Source organism: Verrucomicrobiota bacterium, assembly GCA_016200005.1.
Lineage (GTDB): Bacteria > Verrucomicrobiota > Verrucomicrobiia > Limisphaerales > PALSA-1396 > PALSA-1396.
This window is the reverse complement of record JACQFP010000039.1, coordinates 12,702-30,037: the sequence shown is the minus strand read 5'-3', so window position 1 is coordinate 30,037 and position 17,336 is coordinate 12,702. Positions and strand designations below refer to the sequence as shown.

Genomic DNA, 17,336 nt, shown 5'->3' with positions numbered 1-17,336 from the left:
ACGCAGATTTTTTACGGCGGCGGAGCTGCCGTGATAAGACAGAACCTGAATTCTGCCAGGCTTCCATCCGGCAAAGCACCAAACTCCGTTTTGCTGTTTGTTATCTGCGTCCATCTGAGTTCATCTGCGGTTAGAAAGAACGATCCTTTCAAATTCCAGCTTGGCGTGCTTGAAGTTCAGAATCAGGCCAACGGGAAGTTTGGTAATGCGCAGGTAGTTCAACATTTGGCCGCGTTCGTGGTCGGTAATCCGGTCAATGCACTTGGCATCCACGACGACTTTCCCGTAAGCAATCAAATCCGGAACGAACTCGCCAACGTGCTCGCCTTTGTAACGCACTTCAAAATTGCGCTGTTGATCAAAAGCGATGCCGCGACGTTTGAATTCCACGACCAGCGAATTCTCATAAAGCTTCTCGTTTAGGCCGTGTCCGAGTTCGTTCAACACCTCGAACGCACAGCCGATGATGGCATGAGTCTCTTCTTTGCACGGATAGGCCTCCGCCTTCCCGGCGTCTGGTTTGGAAAAATCATCTGCGTTCATCTGAGTTCATCTGCGGTTAGAACCGTAAACAAAAACGCCCCGGACGGTCGGTCAGAGGCGTTCACGTCCATCTCGTTAGGAGACGAACGCTACATCGTCGTGGTCGTGACGGTCTTCAATTCAGAAAACATGAGCGTGATGGTATTGGCGGCACACCGGCTTGGCAAACACAAAACTCTCGTCGTCACCATCATGCTTCGGCGAATCGACTTGATTGCCGGTAGTTTCCGTCGGTAGTTTGTCGCCGCATGAATTCGAAAACCATTTTGATTCTGACACCACTTTACCTGCTCACAGCCTGCCACTCCGTTCCACCCCGAACCGACAGCACTGCGATGTCGTTTGAGGATTATCAGAAGAAAGCGGCCCGCTTCCATTCCGTCTTCAGCTTGCCGACATTTGAGACGAGCACCAACGCCATCGACTCTTCGATCAAGAGCACCATCGCCACGGCCAATGCCGCGTTGGATCGGCTCGGCAAGCTGGCACCCGCCAGGGTCACGTTTGAGAATACCGTGCGCGCGCTGGACGACATCGGTTATCAGGCCAATCTCACGGCGATTCGGATCAGCCTAATTAAGGAAACCAGCACCAACGCCGCCGTTCGCGATGCCGCCACCGACGCGACCAAGGTTTTGCAGGAATGGGCGGTGGGGTTGGATTATCGCGAGGATGTTTACGCGGCGGTCAAGGCGTTCGCCGCCACGCATCCGAAATTGATCGGCGAGGACGCCAAACTGTTTTCCGAAACGTTGCGCGATTACAAACGGGCCGGCCTGGAATTGCCGAAGCCGGAACGCGACGAAGTTGAGAGGATGCGCAAGGAACTGAGCCGGCTGACGACGGATTTTGAGAGCAACATCACCAAGGTGCAAAGGCCGGTTAAGTTCACGAAGACCGAACTGGTGGGTGTGCCGGAAAGTTTTCTCAATCAGAAGGGCGTCAAAACCGGCGACGACGAATACACCGTCATGGCCAACATCACATTTCATTACTTGATGCTGATGGAGAATGCCAAGAGCGAGGACGTTCGGAAAAGGTTCTTGATCATCCACGACACACTGGCCAAGGAAGAAAATGTTCCGTTGTTGCAAAAGATTCTCGAACTGCGCGACAAGATTGCGCACAAACTCGGTTACGCGACCTGGGCGGATTATCAGATCGAACCGAAGATGGCCAAGACGGCGGCCAACGCGCGGGATTTTCTTGAACGACTCAAGACCGGTTTGCAACCCAAGTTCGACGCGGAGATCGCCGAGTTTCGCGCGCTGAAGGTGAAGGAAACCGGCGATGCCAGCGCGAAGATCAATGTCTGGGACTGGCGTTACTACAGTAATCAATTGAAGAAGGAAAAATACACGATCGACGCCGAGGCGTTGCGCGTTTATTTCCCGTATCTAAAGGTGCTGCAAGGGATGTTCAACATTTACCAGAGCATCTTCGGGCTGAAGTTTGAGCGTCTTGAGCCACCGTACAAATGGATTGATGACCTGCAACTCTACGCCGTTTCGGACGCGACCACCGGCGAGCCACTCGGATTGTTCTATCTCGACATGTTTCCACGGGAAGGGAAATACAATCATTTCGCCCAGTTCGGCATCATCGACGGGAAGGCGCTGCCCGACGGGAAATACCAGCGGCCCACGGTGGCGTTGGTTTGCAACTTTCCACCACCGGAAAAAGACCAGCCATCACTGCTGGCCCATCAGGAAGTGGAGACGTTGTTCCACGAATTTGGGCACGCGCTGCATTCTATCGTGACCCGCGCCAAGTACGGCCGCTTTTCCGGCACCAGCGTGCCAAGGGACTTTGTCGAAGCGCCCTCCCAAATGCTGGAGAACTGGGTCTGGGACAAAAAGGTTTTAGACAGCTTCGCCGCCGACTACCGCGACCCGTCCAAAAAAATCCCGCCGGCAATTCTGGCGCAATTGAAAGAGGCAAGGCTCGCCACCGAAGGCACGCGCTACCGGCGTCAGCTTTCCTTCGGCCTGCTGGACCTGGCGTTGCACACGCAAATCCACGAGGGCGGAAACACGGACGCCGTGAAATTATCGAATGAGATTCTGAGTGACGTATTCTTTCCGGTGCCGGAAGGGACGGCGTTCGTCGCTTATTTTGGTCATCTGATGGGTTACGACGCCGGTTATTACGGTTACGCGTGGGCGGACGCCATCGCGGCGGACATGGCGACCGTGTTCGAGAAAGCGCCGGGCGGTTATTTCGACGCCAATGCCGGTCGCCGGTTGCGGAAGGAGATTTATGAACCCGGCGATTCGCGCGACGTGAACATTTCGATTGAGAAATTTCTCGGACGACCCCGATCCATTGAGCCTTTCCTCAAACAAATTGGGATTGGGAAAAGTTCATCCAGCGGCAACGCAGGCGATAAAGGTTGATTGAGGGCGGCGTTTAGGTTGACCGGTTAGTGGAATCAAGCTGGAGTTCACCATTCAGTGGGTTCGTCCGCGCAAACAGCCTGGAGGCTGAACTCCAACTATAACCGCAAAAAGATTTTTCGTTGGTAAAGGAAACGGACGATCAGAAGACTCATGCCGATCACAATCACCGTCACCAACAGTTCTCCGTAATCGCCGAACCCGGCCTTGATCGGGCCGCCGACAAACCGGTTCGCCAGTTTTTCGAAGTCGATGAGATTGTGCGCCAGGTAAATTGTAATTGGGTTCACGCCAATCCACACAAACGGCATCGCCCATTTCTGAAATCTCCAGACCTCGATGATCTGATAAAACACCGCCAGAAAAACACAACTGTAACCTGCGGCGACCAGCACGTAAGAGGAGGTCCAGATTTTTTTGATGACGGGGAATTGCAGTCCCCACAAATGTCCGGCCACGACTCCGGCCACGCCCGCGCCCAACAACCAGACGACTTTCTTCTGTTCGCCGATGGATTTGCTTTTCAACAGCAGTCCGGCAAAAACCCCGAGCAGGCAGTTGGCGATTGCCGGCAGCGTGCTCAACAATCCTTCGGGATCGTGGTCGCCGTCCCACTTGCGCAACGGGAGATATTGCTTGTCGATGTAATTGGCGAGGTTGGCGCCCTCCTGAAAATTCCCCGCGCCCACGTCCGGCACCGGAACAAACGTCATCAGCGCCCAGTAAACCACCAGCAGCGAAACGCAAGTGATGATCATGCCCCGCAGCTTGAACGTGCAAAAAATCATCCCCGCAAAAGGTAGCAGAGCGCAATGCGTTGCAGGACGCCAAGCAGGCGGATTTTTTCCGCGCCGTTGTAAAATCCGCCGTAGTAAAAAATCCCGATCAGATAAAGCAAAAGCGCGCGCCAGAAAATCCGTCTGAACGCCGCAAACTTTCCCGACTCCTGCACAATCCGGCCCAGGGAAAAAGTCATCGACACCCCGACGATGAAGACGAACAGCGGAAAGATCAGGTCGTAAAAGTGAACGCCTTCCCACTTCACGTGGTTCATTTGCGTAGCCAGCCAGTTTACCGATCCGGTCTGACTGACCTTGTGCAGCGCATGCACAATTTCTTCCCCGCCGACAATCCAGAACATGTCGAATCCGCGCAACGCATCGAGGGATAGCAGTCGTGGCGTGAGGGTTTTGCCGGGCGGCGTGACATTTGTATCGCTCATGGTTTTGAAAGATGAAAAACCCTTTTGCGCGGTAGGTTCAATCTATTTCTGTTTGCGAAAATCGATACGGAAGAGTGTTTCTTTGCTGCGCGCAGGCGAATGTCGTTACCGAGCTTCTCAATGGCGGCGATACGCAGGTTCAGCCTCCCAAACAATGTCTGTGCAGTGCGGGTGGGAAAAGTTCCGATCATCAATCGGCCAGACCAGACCGCGCTGGTCGGTGGTGAGATCGCTGCGGTGGCCCGAGTCCAGGGCCGGGCGTTATGGCGCAACGCGTGCGTAGGCGTCGGGCCACCCGATTTGGCGCGGCCAGTCGTCGTTAGGGAGCGTGTGAGAGCTGTGGTTTGGCCAACGCAGAGCAAGCCCAATCCGCATGCCCCTCCCTCCTCATGGGGCATTGCACGGAGTCTGCACGCGGAAAAACCCTGACTGAACCGGCTTAGCCTCGAACGGTGGAGAAGGGATGCCGATTGTGTCGCGAAAAACGTTCGTGCCCGAACTCAACCTTGGCAACGCGCCTACGAGCCGTCTAAACGGCATCTGCAGCGAATCGGCAAAGTAAACGGCCAGCAGGTCGTTCGTGCCGCTGTAAGTCGCCGACAGAGTTGCATCCATGCCAACGCCATCGTTCGGCATGGCAGTTGAGTCGAATAGAATCTCAAATGCGTAGTTAGTAGCTGTATAATGCTTTAGTACCACTGCGTTGATGCCAATGTTGTCGGAAGCGAAATTCGTGGCAGCCGCAGTGTCGAAGAAGCCGCAGAATTTCATGGGAATGTTTACATCCTCAGACGTTAAAATAACTCGGAAGCTGGGTTTGTACGCGGCCTGGATGGGACACTGGTTTTGAGCACTAGTGTCGATTTGGTTGAAAGCGCCGTCTGTTTCAACGGCCAGCACGTAAGTAACCGGGTCGGGGCAATGCTGCGTATCGGTCAGAAAATCCCATTCATTGGTGAGTCCGTCGTGCCGGAAAAACCGGGCGGCGGACATGTCGCCTGTGTTGCCATTCGTTCCGCCGAACAGTAATGGAACATTGGTGAGAACATTGTTGGCGAGTTTGAAGATATTCAAGTCTTGTCCTGTGTTGGCTAGGACACCCGTGAGCATGATGGAACACGTGCCGGTGCCGTGGACGGCTTTGTTCAATGGGTCATACCAGAAGCTCAGGGAATTTGTCCACGTGCCGTAGGAATCACCGTTGGTACCCCAGGAAACAGGCCCCGAAGCCGCGATGGAGACATTGTTGGTGTTCGTCGTAATGTTTCCAATTACAGCATTCGTAAGCACAGCTCCGGCAATAAATGGGTGTGGATAGAGCGTGCCGCCCCAGCCGTTGCGGTCCACGCCGGGATGAGGTCGAATGGCAAACGCGCCGCTGGCGTTCACGAGGGAAAGGAAATGGTGTCCGCCAAACGAGAGGCGGTGTTCAACCTTCGTCCCATTGGTGACGACGCTCACCGTGTAGCCCGTGCCGTTGGTCGCCGGAAATTGCGCTGTCGGGCGCACCGACAGGATGCTCAACAACGGCACAGGCAAATACTTGATTGTGGCGTAATCATAATTGGTGCCGCTGCCGAGTGATTGTCCGGTCACGTATACGTTGCCGCTGGCGTCAACCGCCACCCCTTTTGCTTGGTCATAATCGTTCCCCGGTCCGTTGTCGTCCCCCGGTCCGTTGTAAAGATTGGTCCACAACGCAACACCAGCGCTCGAATATGCAATTGTCGCGTAATCATAATGGAATTGACTGCCATCATAATACCACGCAGAGCCGGTCACATACACGTTTCCGTTGCTGTCCACCGCCAAGGCCGAGGCCGACGCGCCGCTGATGCCGCTGTAACGATTGGTCCACACAGGCATTCCAGCGCTCGAATATGCGATCGTCGCGATCGCATTGGAACTGCCGTTCCACGAATGCCCCGTTACAAAAACGTTCCCGCTGCGGTCCACCGCAATAGCTGCTGGTTCATCAGGGCCGTTTCCCGGCCCATTGTATCGGTTCGTCCACAGCGGCACTCCGGCACTCGAGTGGCCGATCGTCACGTAGTCATCATTAGTACCGTTCCACGAAGAACCTGTCACATGGACATTTCCGCTAACCTCAACCGCCATTGCATTCACTGGGACAGCACTGCTTCCTGCTGGGTCGTAACGGTTGGTCCACAGCGGCACTCCGTCGCTTGAATAACCTAGCGTCGCACGGTCAGGCACTCCGTTGCTGTTGTACGAATAGCCCGTTACAAAGACGTGCCCATTGGTGTCCACCCCGATGGCATAAGCCCTGTCTGGCCCATCGAAAGTTGCCCCGGCTTTATAGCGGTTTGTCCACAACGCCACGCCGGCACTCGAATAGGCAATCGTCGCGTAATCGTCACCAGTGCCAGCGCCCACGGAATACCCACTCACATAAACGTTCCCGTTGCCGTCCACGGCCACGGCATTCGCTTGATCGTAGTTGTTCCCCGGCCCGTCGTAACGATTGGTCCATAAAGGACCACCCGCACTGGAATACTTGATCGTCGCGTAGTCGAAATCGTCACTAAAAAAGCGCGACCTGGAATAGCCCGTCACATACACATTCCCGCTACCGTCCACCGCCACTGCTGTCGCTTCGTCATAACCACTCACCGGCCCGTCATAGAAGTTGGTCCACAATGGTACGCCTGCACTGGAGTATTTGATGGTCGCGTAGTCGGGATTGAGATTTGTGCTGGTGCTAACCGACTTTCCCGTCACCACCACGTTGCCGGCGGTGTCAACGGCAATGGCGGCCGGGGTGTCATCGCCGTCGCCTGGACCGTTATAGCGATTAATCCATGCCGTCGTCTGGCTTTGGGCGAGAAAAGGCATCGCCAAGAGTGCCGCAAATATAAGGCTGTGATGATGCGTGCGCACTTGGCGATTAGCGTTGAGAGTGCGGTTCATGTTGAACTCCTTTCCGAATGGTGTGTTTCTGCTCGGTTACATCGCAATGATGGGGCATACATCTGTTTTTACGGCAACAACACGGCGCGGTAGAAGCGCCGGGGTACGTTGGCGGTGCCGGTATCGACCGCCTGCACGCTGCTGCCGTCGCCGGGAATGTTGTTGGTGAGCGTGCTCCATGAACCGTCCAGGTTGTTCTCACTGTCCACGCCGTAGGTTCGGCCAAGGACGGTGTTGAAACGCAGGCGAATGTCATCGCCGAGTTTCTCAATGGACGTGATGCGCAGGTTGGGATCGGCCTCATAAGCGCCGATGTCACTGCCGTCGCCGCCCTCGGCATTGGGCGTGGTCGGATCATCAATGGGGCGGGGCAGACCACGCTGGTCGGTGGTCAGGCCGCCGCTGTGGCCGGCATCCAAGGCCGGACTGTCGAAGCGCAGCGCGTGCGTGGGCGTCGGCCCGCCCAGGTCGGCCAATGGTCCGAGCTTCGGGTCTTGGTTGTAAATGTTGTGGGCGGTGAGGTTCGTGATTGTGCAGCCGTTGGTGTTTTGAATGAGGTTGTAGTCGAGTGAATTGAATGGTTTGGGTGCGCTGTAACAGTCCGGCCCGGAAGAGGCGCTATTTCCGGCAATGATGCTGTTCAAAATTACAGCTTGATCAGAGCTATCACTCCCCAGAAGGTAAATGCCGCCACCCGCGCCTGGTGCAGAATTGGAGCATATGGTACTGCTGACGATGATGTTCAAAGTTTGCGCTGCTATCCCACCACCTTCTCCGCCGCCCGAAATCACAGAGTTCTGCGAAACTGTGCAGTTCCTCAAAGTGAGATTCCCGCCGTTATTGATTCCGCCTCCAAAACTCCCCGCTTGGTTTGCAAAGATGGAACTGGTGAGCACATTCAGATCGCCTCCGGGATTGTAGACCCCTCCACCTGTGCTCGTCGCGTGGTTTGAATAAATCATGCTACCGATCAAATTGATCGTCCAAGGACTGATTGCACCGGCAATCGCTCCTCCCTCTGAGGCTCTGTTGCCTACCAAGCTGCATCTCGTGACCGTGACTTGGCCTCGATTGATTCGGATACCGCCGCCGGTGCTGTTTCCCGCGTTTCCATTCGCAATGCACATTTGAGACAAAGCAACAGTGCTATTTGTAATCAGAAACACCCGATTTGAATCATTCCCACTCACCGTCAGATTTCCCGCGCCCGGCCCATTGATGTTGACGCTGTTCGTGATCGTGAGTTGCCCATTGGTCAGCGTGATCGTGCCGGTGACGCCGGTATGGAGGCCGGGGACTTCGGCGGCGAAATCAATCGTGTTCGTGTCCGCATTGGCGTTGGCGGCGGCGATGGCCTCGCGCAGGGAGCAGTGGGCGATGCCGGGCACGCCGTCATCCGCATCGTCGGTAGTGTTGACGGTGAAGCCGGGGCCGGTTTGGGCGCGCTCCTGCAATTCATACGCGCCGATGTCGCTGGCGTCGTCGGCGTCGAAGTAGGCGGGGAAGTTGAAGGGCCGGGGCTGGCCGCGCTGGTCGGTGGCCAGGCCGCCGCTGCTGCCGTGGTCAATGGCCGGGCTGCCGGGCAACAGCGCGTGCGTTGGGGTCGGCCCGCCATTGTCCGCCAGCGGGCCGAGCAACGGGTCTTGGCCGTAAATGTTGTGCGTGGTGACGCCGGTGATGGTCACACCGTTGGTGTCGCCGATGAGGTTGAAGTCGTGGGAAACCAAGGGGCCGCGAAAATCGAAAGTTGGTTCGCCGTTGCCAGCGATAATCGAATTAGCAACTACGGCCGTTCCACCATCTGTGAGCCAAATTCCTGCCGGGTAAGGTGCGGTTGTTGGACTATGGTTGGAGCATACGGTTGAGTTGTGCAGGTAGAGAGCGGCTGATTGAAATATACCACCAATTAGAAAAGAGGCTGAGTTCTCGGAAACTGTGGCGTTGGTAACCGCGCAGATCCCGCCGCCCGAAATCCCGCCCCCTTGAGATGCTGTGTTCTGGACCACAGCACTCCCGATCAGTTTCAGCGTCCCGGAGCCACCAACGGTAGGATCGTTCTGGATCCCCCCGCCCCACACCGCATGATTCTTGGCAATGGTGCTGCGGATCACTGTCAGTGCGCCTATATTGCAAATCCCGCCGCCGAAATTGCGAGCGAGGTTCGTATTCCCGCTGACAACGCAGTTGCTGATAACCAGCGTGGTTGCGTTGTAGATACCCGCTCCACGGAAATTGGGGTCGAGATAGTCGTCGTTCGGCGGAAGGTAACCGTTCGCGATTGTAACGCCTGAGATTGCTATGCTGCCATTGGTGGTCAAGAGAACTCGGCTCGTAAAATTCCCGCTGACCGTCAGATTCGTCGCGCCCGGCCCGCTGATGGTGAGGTCGTTGGTGACCACCAGTTCCCCGCTGGTCAGCGTGATGGTGCCGGTAACATTCGTGGCGAAATCAATGGTGTCGCCGGGCGCGGCGTCGGCGATGGCTTGGCGGAGCGAGCCGGGCCCGCTGTCATCGAGGTTGGTGACGGTGAGCGTGGCGGCCTGAGCTGCGGAAAACAGCAGCAGCAATCCGCAGGCGGCTAAGGCCTGTTGGAACGAATGGATCAGCGTCGAGCGTTGAATGTTGCCAAGGGATTTCATGTTTAGCTCCGTTTTATAGCGTGGTTTGATTCGGATGGATGGCTATTCGCCGAGGTCATCGGTTCAGGTAGCAACGCGGCGCGGTTGAAGCGGTGAGGTGAATCAAGGCTCATCATTGTTGAGAGGTAGCGAATTTTGAAATGCTGAATGATCCATTTGACACGTTCACCGAACCAAAACTATCGGGGAACCATCTGCTGGCGTTGAAGCTGAATTTGCCAACCAGCTTTTGCTGCGCCAGATCGACCTTGGTAAACGTGACAGTGCCCATGCCGTAGGCGAAGTAAGCGGCGGCTGGCAGCTCGCGAGACACGTACGAGACGTAAGTGATTGCGTAAGTGCCCGGACCAGTGACACCGTCAGCGCCAACGGAAATTGCCACATTACCGGAAGCCTCCTGTCCGTGAATCACGACATCGAACATGGACTGCGTCCCCAAAGTGATTGTGGCCGTGGGGAACGCATTGCTTGGAGTGGAGAAGTTCAGATTGAAATCGCCGCTGATATCAGCCTTCATGAAATCGAGGGCAGTACCGCCACCGGACGCAAGAACCACATCCGACACTGGCGCGACGCACGAGGACCTTGGGCAAATGTCGTTCGCTGGGTGCGAGTCTGCAGTTCCGTAAAGGACATCACTGTGTACGGTGGACGTGTAGGTGAAGTCTTCGTGGCCTGCGCCCTGGGCGCTGTCGACAGCGCAATCGTAAATCACGTTGAAGAATACGTTCAGTTTCTTGCCCACCTTTAGCACTTTCGGTTTGTTGGGCGGTCCCATGATCAAGTTGGCGACTGGCGTCTCGCATGTCGATGTCCCGAGCGCATTCACTTGGACCGTGACCAATTGCGCAAGCGTTTCGAGATCCGGGATGTTGGCTTCCTGTGAACCAAGATTTCGGATCTGAACTTTCACTATTCTGGTCAACGATGCGGCTGGGCCTTTGAGATTGATGGTCTTGGGCGCTTTGACGCTGGCGACAGCGAGGTCGTAGAGGGTGTTGGTCGCAGACTGCGCCATGAACTGTGCGGCCAGCAGAAGACCCATAACGCACAACAGTTGCGACGCATTTTGGGATTTTGTGAAGACTGAAAGCTGAACATTGACAGTTGTTTTCATGATAGGGATGAGAGTTAGGAGTCCGACCGTTTTAAGTTGAAGTTGTTCGTTTTTCCCGTCCGAGCTGGATCGGGGACGGCCATTTTGCATTTGGCCAGAGCCATTTGTCCCTCTTGCCGTGGGAGTTGTTTTAGAGTCCCAGCAAAAAACTTGAGGTAGTAGGTCCTATCTGCTTGAGTATCCAGCGTCAGGATCTCGTGGGCCTTGTTAAAAGGAGTCAGAAGTCCAACATTCAGTGCGCTGTTCGCGAAGCGTGTCGAGAAACTGAGCGTTCCGGGTGCGTTCGTGAAAGAATAGTAGCGACCATTGGAAAGGGTCACCAAGTATTCTCCGTTAACGCCGATGATCCAACTGGTGGCGGAATCTACGAAGTTAGGTGTGCGCACAATGAAAATGAGAGCCTGGCCGCTGGGTGGCGTCGCCGCGGCGTCCGGTGATTCGACCAGGCTCGATCCGGGTGGGGTCGCGCATCCGGCCAGAAGGAGAGCTGCAAGAAGGAGAATAAATTGGATGACAGCCCGTGCCGTGGGCAGCGCGCCGAGCTGCAGACCGCAAAGGGCCAGCAGCAGGGCTGCGCCCTTCCGGCGCAGCAGCCGACGTGAGTCGGCTCTAACTTCTCCGGAATGAGCGAGCGGACTCACGTCCGCTGCTACGAGGCTTGGGGAGAATTGAGAGTTGAGAGTTATTTTCATGGTCGGTTTTCTTTCTGTTGTTTGTGCAGTCCTTGGTTGCATACCGAAGACGCTGGCCGGGAGGTTCGGGTTGGAGTTGAGCGTGAACTTTTCATGCGTCGGGTTCGGTCACTAATTATCGGGCAGAGCCTTTGGCGGATACAATTGGCAGAACTGTCAATTCGGGAGGGCGAAAGCGCCCGCGTGTCGCGCTTTCTAGGCAGTTTTGATTAGAAGGAGCGGAAGTATGGTCAACTGAACTTTCAACATTCAACGTTCAACATCGAACACCGAACATCCAACATTGAACGTAGGAGAAGGTGGTCAGTCTTTTTGCCGGAGATACTTGGCTACCGCTGCGGCGCGGGAATGGACGTGGAGCTTCTCATAGATGTTATGGCAATGGGCGGCAATGGTGCGAACCTGACAGCCGAGTTTGGCGGCGATTTCCTTGTCGTGACGGCCTTCGGCGAGGTGGCCCAGAATTTCTTCTTCGCGCGGCGTCAGGCTGGCCAACTCGCGGGAAGCTTGTCCGCGCCCGTGAAAGAACTGGATGACCAGCCGGGCCACGGCGCTGGACATGGGCGCGCCGCCGCCGTGGACCTCCTCAATGGCTTCAAGGATTTTCGCCGGGCGTTGGCCTTTGACCAGATAACCGCTCGCGCCAGCTTCCAGCGCGGCGAAGATAGTTTGTGGATCGCGGGTGACAGTGAGGGCGAGGAATCGCGTGGCGTCTCCAAGAGTAACCTTAAGTTTCCGAATACACTCAATGCCGCCTTGGTGGGGAAGCACGAGATCCACGAGGACGACGTCCGGTTTAAGAAGCGGCAGTTTCTCGAGGGCAGATTCGGCGGTGCGGAAATCACCCACGCATCGGAAGCCGTCTGTCCCGTTCAGGATGGCGACATAGGCCCGGCGAAGCGGATCGTCGTCTTCAATGATGCAGACGTTGATTGTCATACGAGGTGCGGCCCGGCTTTTCCAACGTGCAACTTTGAGCATTGATTTTTCATCGTTCAAGGACGCTCTATCGCGGTGCGAATAGTGATGCGCCTCGCGCCGACGCCGCTGCACTCAACCTCGAACGATCCGCCGATAGCGCGAACGCGCCGGGTCGCCGCAGTGATTTGCGAATTCTCGAGCGCGACGGGCGAGGTTTCCGCACCGCCGTGGCGAGATTCAATCACGATCACGATGGCGGCGGCCTCCGTAGCGATGCGGAGCGCGAGGTTTGTCGCGACGCCGGAATCGGCGATGCCGCGCAAGACTTCCTTCACGGTCAGGAGCAGCGCGTGACGGGTTTCAGTGGAAAGCGGCACGTCCGGCAACTGTTTGGGAATGTCGAACGAGCACGAAATATTGTTCTGCTCGCAGTATTCCTCGACGGATTGAATGATGTAGGCGGCAAACGATTCCAGCGAATCACAACGAGGGTCAACCGCCCAAACCAGATCGCCAAGATCTCCAACGCTGTCGCGCGCCATGGCGGCCACGCTTTCGTGTGTGGCTGCCGCTGCCAGTGAATCTATCTGCGGCTGGAGGCTGTCACCCAGAAGCGCGAGATGTGTCAGCTTGGCGCCAAGTTTCTCATGGAGATCGCGCGCGATGTTCAGCCGAGCATCTGCCAGGGCTTTTGCCTTTTCCAAGTCTTCGAGTCTTTGGACTACTCCCACACGCACACGGTGGGCAGCGAAAGCGGCGACCACAACACCGAGGGCACAAATCGCGTAGAACCACCAGGTTTGGTAAAAAAAAGGTGCGAGATAAAATGCCATGCTCGCACCGGTCTGATTCCAAACGCCGTGCTGGTTCGCGGCGATGACTTGGTAGCGGTAATGGCCCGGGCTCAAGTCTGTGTAATGGGCCACGCGCCGTGTCCCGGCCTCAATCCAATCCGAATGACTCCCGAGCAAGCGGTATTTGAACCGGACTTTTTCCGGCGCGGCGAGACTGTTGGCGGTGTAGTGAAAGGCGAGTAAATGTGCACCGCCGGGAGGCAGGTGAATTTCAGATTTAGGCGATCCTTTCAAAGCCGTAGCAGCGGACGTCAGTCCGCTCTGATTCTTTGGGTAATGGAGCTGACTCACGTCGGCTGCTACTGGATTCTCGGCGAGGGAGGAAGCTACACGGCTGTTGCTGAAGATGAGCTGGCCGTTGGCCTGAACTTCTTCGATCACCACGGGTGGCGGAATCTCCTCGTAGTCCAGCTTGCTTGGATCCATCACCACAACTCCTTTTCCCGTGGGAAACCACAGTCGGCCATCGCGGGTCTTGCAGCCGGCGGGCTGGCTTTTGCGTCCGTTGGTTTCGACACTGATTAAGCCATCGGCCTCGCCGTAGGCAACCGAGTGGACAGAGCGCGTCTTGCCTTGCGCGACGTCGTTGAGTTCCTGTTTGCTCACCCGAAAGATGCCGCGATCACAACTGAGCCAGAGATAGCCGCGGTCGTCTTCGAGGATTTGATTGATCAAGTTATCGAAGAGGCCCTCGCGGGTCGTGTACGTGGTCAGCCGCCCGTTCTCATAGCGATTAAGTCCACCTTCGGTGCCGATCCACAACACACCGTCGGCGTCCTCATGGAGCGTCCAGGCGAAATCGCTGGCGAGGCCGTCTTTCGTGGTCAACACGGTCACTTTCCCGTCTTGCCAGCGATTCAACCCGCCGCCGAACGTGCCGAGCCACAACGCACCGTGCCGGTCCTCCAGCACGGCCCGCACGTCGTTGCAGGAAAGCCAATCGTTGGTCGTGAAATTCTGCCAGCGGCCCTGGCTGAATCGCATTAATCCTTTGTCCCAACCAATCCAAAGATTGCCGGTGCGGTCGCCGGTGATGACGCGAATTCTATAATCCTCGCGATCAGCGATTGGCCGATGGCTGGTGAGTTTGCCATCATGCAGGGAAAACAGCCTCCAACTGGTGCCAATCCAAAGCGTGCCTTCATTGTCCTCGTGTAGCGAGCGTACTGCGGGGAAGCTCAGGCCGTGTTGCTCGATATAATTGGTGATGCATCCGTCTAGCCAATGAGTGACTCCGCCATCGGTGCCCAACCAAACGCTCCCGTCTTTGCTTTCGCACATCGTCCATGCTTTATCGTGTGGCAGGCCATTATCCATGGTGAACACTTGAAAACTCTGCGGCTGCAAGCGATTTAATCCGCCGCTTCGCGTGCCAATCCAGAGATTGCCTTCTCGGTCCTCCAACATGCTTAGGCCCCAAACGTCTGGCAAACCGTCCGACTTGTCGAAGTGAGCAAAGCGCCCGTTGCGGAATCGGAGGAGCCCATTCCGTTCGGTAACAAGCCAGAGGTCGCCCTGGCGATCAGGAACCATGGACTGGATCGGGCCGTTCACAATGCCAGGCGTATTAGTGTAGATGAAAAGCATCGCAGGTGTAGCAAAGAGCAGGTTCGAAGTCAGAACTGCCGGCTCGTTGGTGCAACCTAACAGCGCCAACCCGTCAGAATTGCTTCCGGGCGAGTGAACGCTGCCCAGCCAGACAGTCCCGTCCCTCCCGCTCAACTGGCAATTACTCCAAAGGCCGGGTCGGGGATGGTCGGTTTCGGTTGTGGCGTAGTTCACGCAGTCCTTGAATCTCGCCGAGACCGGATCCCACCGCTCGACGCCGCGAGTGGTGCTGACCCAAAGTGCCCCGGATGGGTCTTCGTACATGGAAGCGACGAAGTCCAAGCTTAATCCATCCCGCGCATTCAACCTTGTGAATCTTCCTTCACTGAACCGGTCCAGCCCCTGACTTGTGGCGATCCACAGCCGGTTTTGGTGACCAATACAGAGCAATCGGATGTCATTGCCGCTTAATCCGTCCTTGGTAGTGTACACCTTTACCGTTTGGTCCTGCCAGCACACCAGACCATTATCCGTTCCAATCCATAAGTTGCCCTCGCCGTCTTCTACCAGAGCCTTGCACACATCGCTGGGTAAACCCGGCAGGTTGACGTGATTGAAGACGGTGAACTTGAGTCCATCAAAACGCGCCAATCCCGAGTAAGTGCCGATCCACAAGTATCCGTCGCGAGTCTGGTAAAGGGCCTTGACGGTGTTTTCCGGCAGGCCGTGCTGCCGTTGCCAAAACTGCATTCCGTATCCGGGGACGCCGTTCGCATTCGCAGTGATCACGGAAACGACTGCCATGAAAAATGCCGGCACCCATGTTGGTGCTCGCCAAATCAGCAGTGCACGGCAGCCACTGAAGTCCCTGATGAGCATGTCTGTATCTTGCCCAAAGCCTTCCCACTAAGCAACACCGACGGAATATCGCGCTAAACTTTAATCGTCTGCCGCTCCGCTTTGTCGGCTAGGGTTTCGATTTCCGCAAATCGACACAGAACAATTTGTCCTTGCTGCGTGCAAAAAGATGTCCCTCGGCGAGGGCTGGATAAGCGCGGATTCCCGTGGGGAAAATCTGCGCGCGGCCGGTTTCTTTGTATTGATCGGGTTGAGCGGCGACGCGCAGCAATTGTCCGTTGTCCAAGAGGAGCAGTAAAGCGTCGCCGGTCAAAGTGACCGTCCCCGCGCCCAACCCGGTTTTGCTCCACCGCACCTTGCCGGTTTTGAACTCCACACAGCGCAGACTCGGCGGTGGTTGGAAACCTGGGTCAGCGCGACCGTCGAAGCCATAGAGAAACCCGTCCCGATAAACACTCGTGGCATAGTGATTCGAGAGCCGGTCGTCACCTGACCAGATTTTTTCGACGCCACTTTCCGTGACGCGCAACAGCACCGCGCCGGTTTGGTAGCTGGCGGAGAGAAATACCAGGTCGTCGATGACCAGCGGCGTGGCAGCGTTGACGGAGGCGGAATTACTGGCGCGCCATTGAAATTGGAATTCAACTTTGCCCGTCTTCGGTTCGATTGCCACCAGTCCGGCGCGCGTAAGAAAGAAAACGCGCCGCTTGCCGTTGACCGTCGCGGCCGTCGGCGAGGAGTAACTGGCCTCATCGCTGGTGGCTTTCCAAAGCAGTTTTCCGGTCGCCTTGTCGAAAGCGACAACGCCCGCCCCGTTTGCACCGCCGATGTTCAATAAGACCGCATCGCCCTCCACCAGCGGCGAGCAGGCCATGCCGAAATAACCTTTGCCTGCCTTGAGTGTTGCTTTCGTATCCACGTTCCAGATTCTCTTGCCCGTTGCGAAGTCAAGGCAGTGCAACGCGCCTTCCGCTCCGAACGTATAGACTTTGCCGTCTGCAATCGCCGGCACCGCGCGCGGGCCGTCGTCGAAACCAAAATCGTCGCGGTATGCCGTTGGGTAATCGAATGTCCAAAGCTCTTTGCCAGATTTGGCTTCGAGGCAATCGACAGACTCTTTATCGTCGAGCCGATGAAATAGAATCACTTTACCCGCGCTGATGGCGGGTCCGGCGAAGCCGCGCCCGATCTTTTTCTCCCAGACGACCGGCGGCCCTTCTTTGGGCCACGCCTCAGCCAGGTCGTTGCCGGCATAAACGCCGTTGCGCGTGGGACCGAGAATCTGCGGCCAATCCGAAAAGTTTGCTGCTGTTGCGGAAATGCTGACGATCAGCGACAGGAGCCAGGAGAAAAACTTTGCACTGCGAATGCTGTAAGAACCGAAATCCAAAGAATGCCCCGCATCCCGTTCATCTCCCCATCCGGAGGGGAGAGAAATCCCCGAAGAATTTCGCTCATTGAATCCGAACCGCGACTCCGAGTCGGAGCCGGCCGTAGCAGCCGACGTGAGTCGGCTCTGACTTTCATCGAATATAGATGGAGCGGACTCACGTCCGCTGCTGCGAGGTTCATCGGGAGGGTGACCGGAGGTCGGGTAAGGGGAGTTGTTCACGCG

9 protein-coding genes and 1 pseudogene are annotated in these 17,336 nt (G+C 56.4%); 1 reads left to right on the top strand and 9 read right to left on the bottom strand.

Annotated elements, in window-relative coordinates; all coding sequences use genetic code 11:
* Positions 1 to 120: 120 nt before the first annotated feature.
* Positions 121 to 543 carry a GxxExxY protein gene (locus HY298_14520; protein ID MBI3851469.1) on the bottom strand — a complete coding sequence of 141 codons (423 nt, stop codon included), beginning with the start codon at positions 541 to 543 and terminating at the stop codon, positions 121 to 123.
* 248 nt (positions 544 to 791) lie between these two features.
* Between HY298_14520 and HY298_14515 the strand changes: the two genes are divergently transcribed.
* Complete coding sequence (locus HY298_14515; protein MBI3851468.1) at positions 792 to 2,939, top strand: Zn-dependent oligopeptidase; 2,148 nt, start codon at positions 792 to 794, stop codon at positions 2,937 to 2,939.
* 98 nt (positions 2,940 to 3,037) lie between these two features.
* On the opposite strand, the pseudogene HY298_14510 reads toward HY298_14515, so the two are convergent.
* The 8 genes and pseudogenes from HY298_14510 to HY298_14475 form a co-directional block, all read right to left on the bottom strand.
* Positions 3,038 to 4,161: pseudogene (locus HY298_14510) on the bottom strand (DUF1624 domain-containing protein).
* Between the two features lie 387 nt (positions 4,162 to 4,548).
* A complete protein-coding gene (locus HY298_14505; GenBank protein MBI3851467.1) occupies positions 4,549 to 7,092 on the bottom strand; it encodes an SBBP repeat-containing protein in 2,544 nt (847 codons plus the stop codon).
* Between the two features lie 68 nt (positions 7,093 to 7,160).
* On the bottom strand, positions 7,161 to 9,731 hold the full coding sequence (locus HY298_14500; protein MBI3851466.1) for a CSLREA domain-containing protein: 2,571 nt from the start codon (positions 9,729 to 9,731) through the stop codon (positions 7,161 to 7,163).
* A gap of 112 nt (positions 9,732 to 9,843) precedes the next feature.
* The gene (locus HY298_14495; GenBank protein MBI3851465.1) at positions 9,844 to 10,848 is read right to left on the bottom strand and encodes a hypothetical protein; all 1,005 of its coding nucleotides are present in this window, start codon (positions 10,846 to 10,848) and stop codon (positions 9,844 to 9,846) included.
* 14 nt (positions 10,849 to 10,862) lie between these two features.
* The gene (locus tag HY298_14490) at positions 10,863 to 11,540 is read right to left on the bottom strand and encodes a hypothetical protein (GenBank protein MBI3851464.1); all 678 of its coding nucleotides are present in this window, start codon (positions 11,538 to 11,540) and stop codon (positions 10,863 to 10,865) included.
* A 303-nt stretch (positions 11,541 to 11,843) separates the two neighbouring features.
* The gene (locus HY298_14485; protein ID MBI3851463.1) at positions 11,844 to 12,479 is read right to left on the bottom strand and encodes a response regulator transcription factor; all 636 of its coding nucleotides are present in this window, start codon (positions 12,477 to 12,479) and stop codon (positions 11,844 to 11,846) included.
* Positions 12,480 to 12,535: 56 nt separating this feature from the next.
* On the bottom strand, positions 12,536 to 15,667 hold the full coding sequence (locus HY298_14480) for a hypothetical protein (protein ID MBI3851462.1): 3,132 nt from the start codon (positions 15,665 to 15,667) through the stop codon (positions 12,536 to 12,538).
* 163 nt (positions 15,668 to 15,830) lie between these two features.
* Positions 15,831 to 17,333 carry a PQQ-like beta-propeller repeat protein gene (locus HY298_14475; protein MBI3851461.1) on the bottom strand — a complete coding sequence of 501 codons (1,503 nt, stop codon included), beginning with the start codon at positions 17,331 to 17,333 and terminating at the stop codon, positions 15,831 to 15,833.
* Positions 17,334 to 17,336 lie beyond the last annotated feature (3 nt).

Bases quoted from the DNA above. Each gene is read 5' to 3' on its own strand.
- HY298_14520 (MBI3851469.1), bottom strand. From the start codon at position 543: ATGAACGCAGATGATTTTTCCAAACCAGACGCCGGGAAGGCGGAGGCC.
- HY298_14515 (MBI3851468.1), top strand. From the start codon at position 792: ATGAATTCGAAAACCATTTTGATTCTGACACCACTTTACCTGCTCACA.
- HY298_14490 (MBI3851464.1), bottom strand. From the start codon at position 11,540: ATGAAAATAACTCTCAACTCTCAATTCTCCCCAAGCCTCGTAGCAGCG.
- HY298_14480 (MBI3851462.1), bottom strand. From the start codon at position 15,667: ATGGCAGTCGTTTCCGTGATCACTGCGAATGCGAACGGCGTCCCCGGA.
- HY298_14495 (MBI3851465.1), bottom strand. From the start codon at position 10,848: ATGAAAACAACTGTCAATGTTCAGCTTTCAGTCTTCACAAAATCCCAA.
- HY298_14500 (MBI3851466.1), bottom strand. From the start codon at position 9,731: ATGAAATCCCTTGGCAACATTCAACGCTCGACGCTGATCCATTCGTTC.
- HY298_14505 (MBI3851467.1), bottom strand. From the start codon at position 7,092: ATGAACCGCACTCTCAACGCTAATCGCCAAGTGCGCACGCATCATCAC.
- HY298_14485 (MBI3851463.1), bottom strand. From the start codon at position 12,479: ATGACAATCAACGTCTGCATCATTGAAGACGACGATCCGCTTCGCCGG.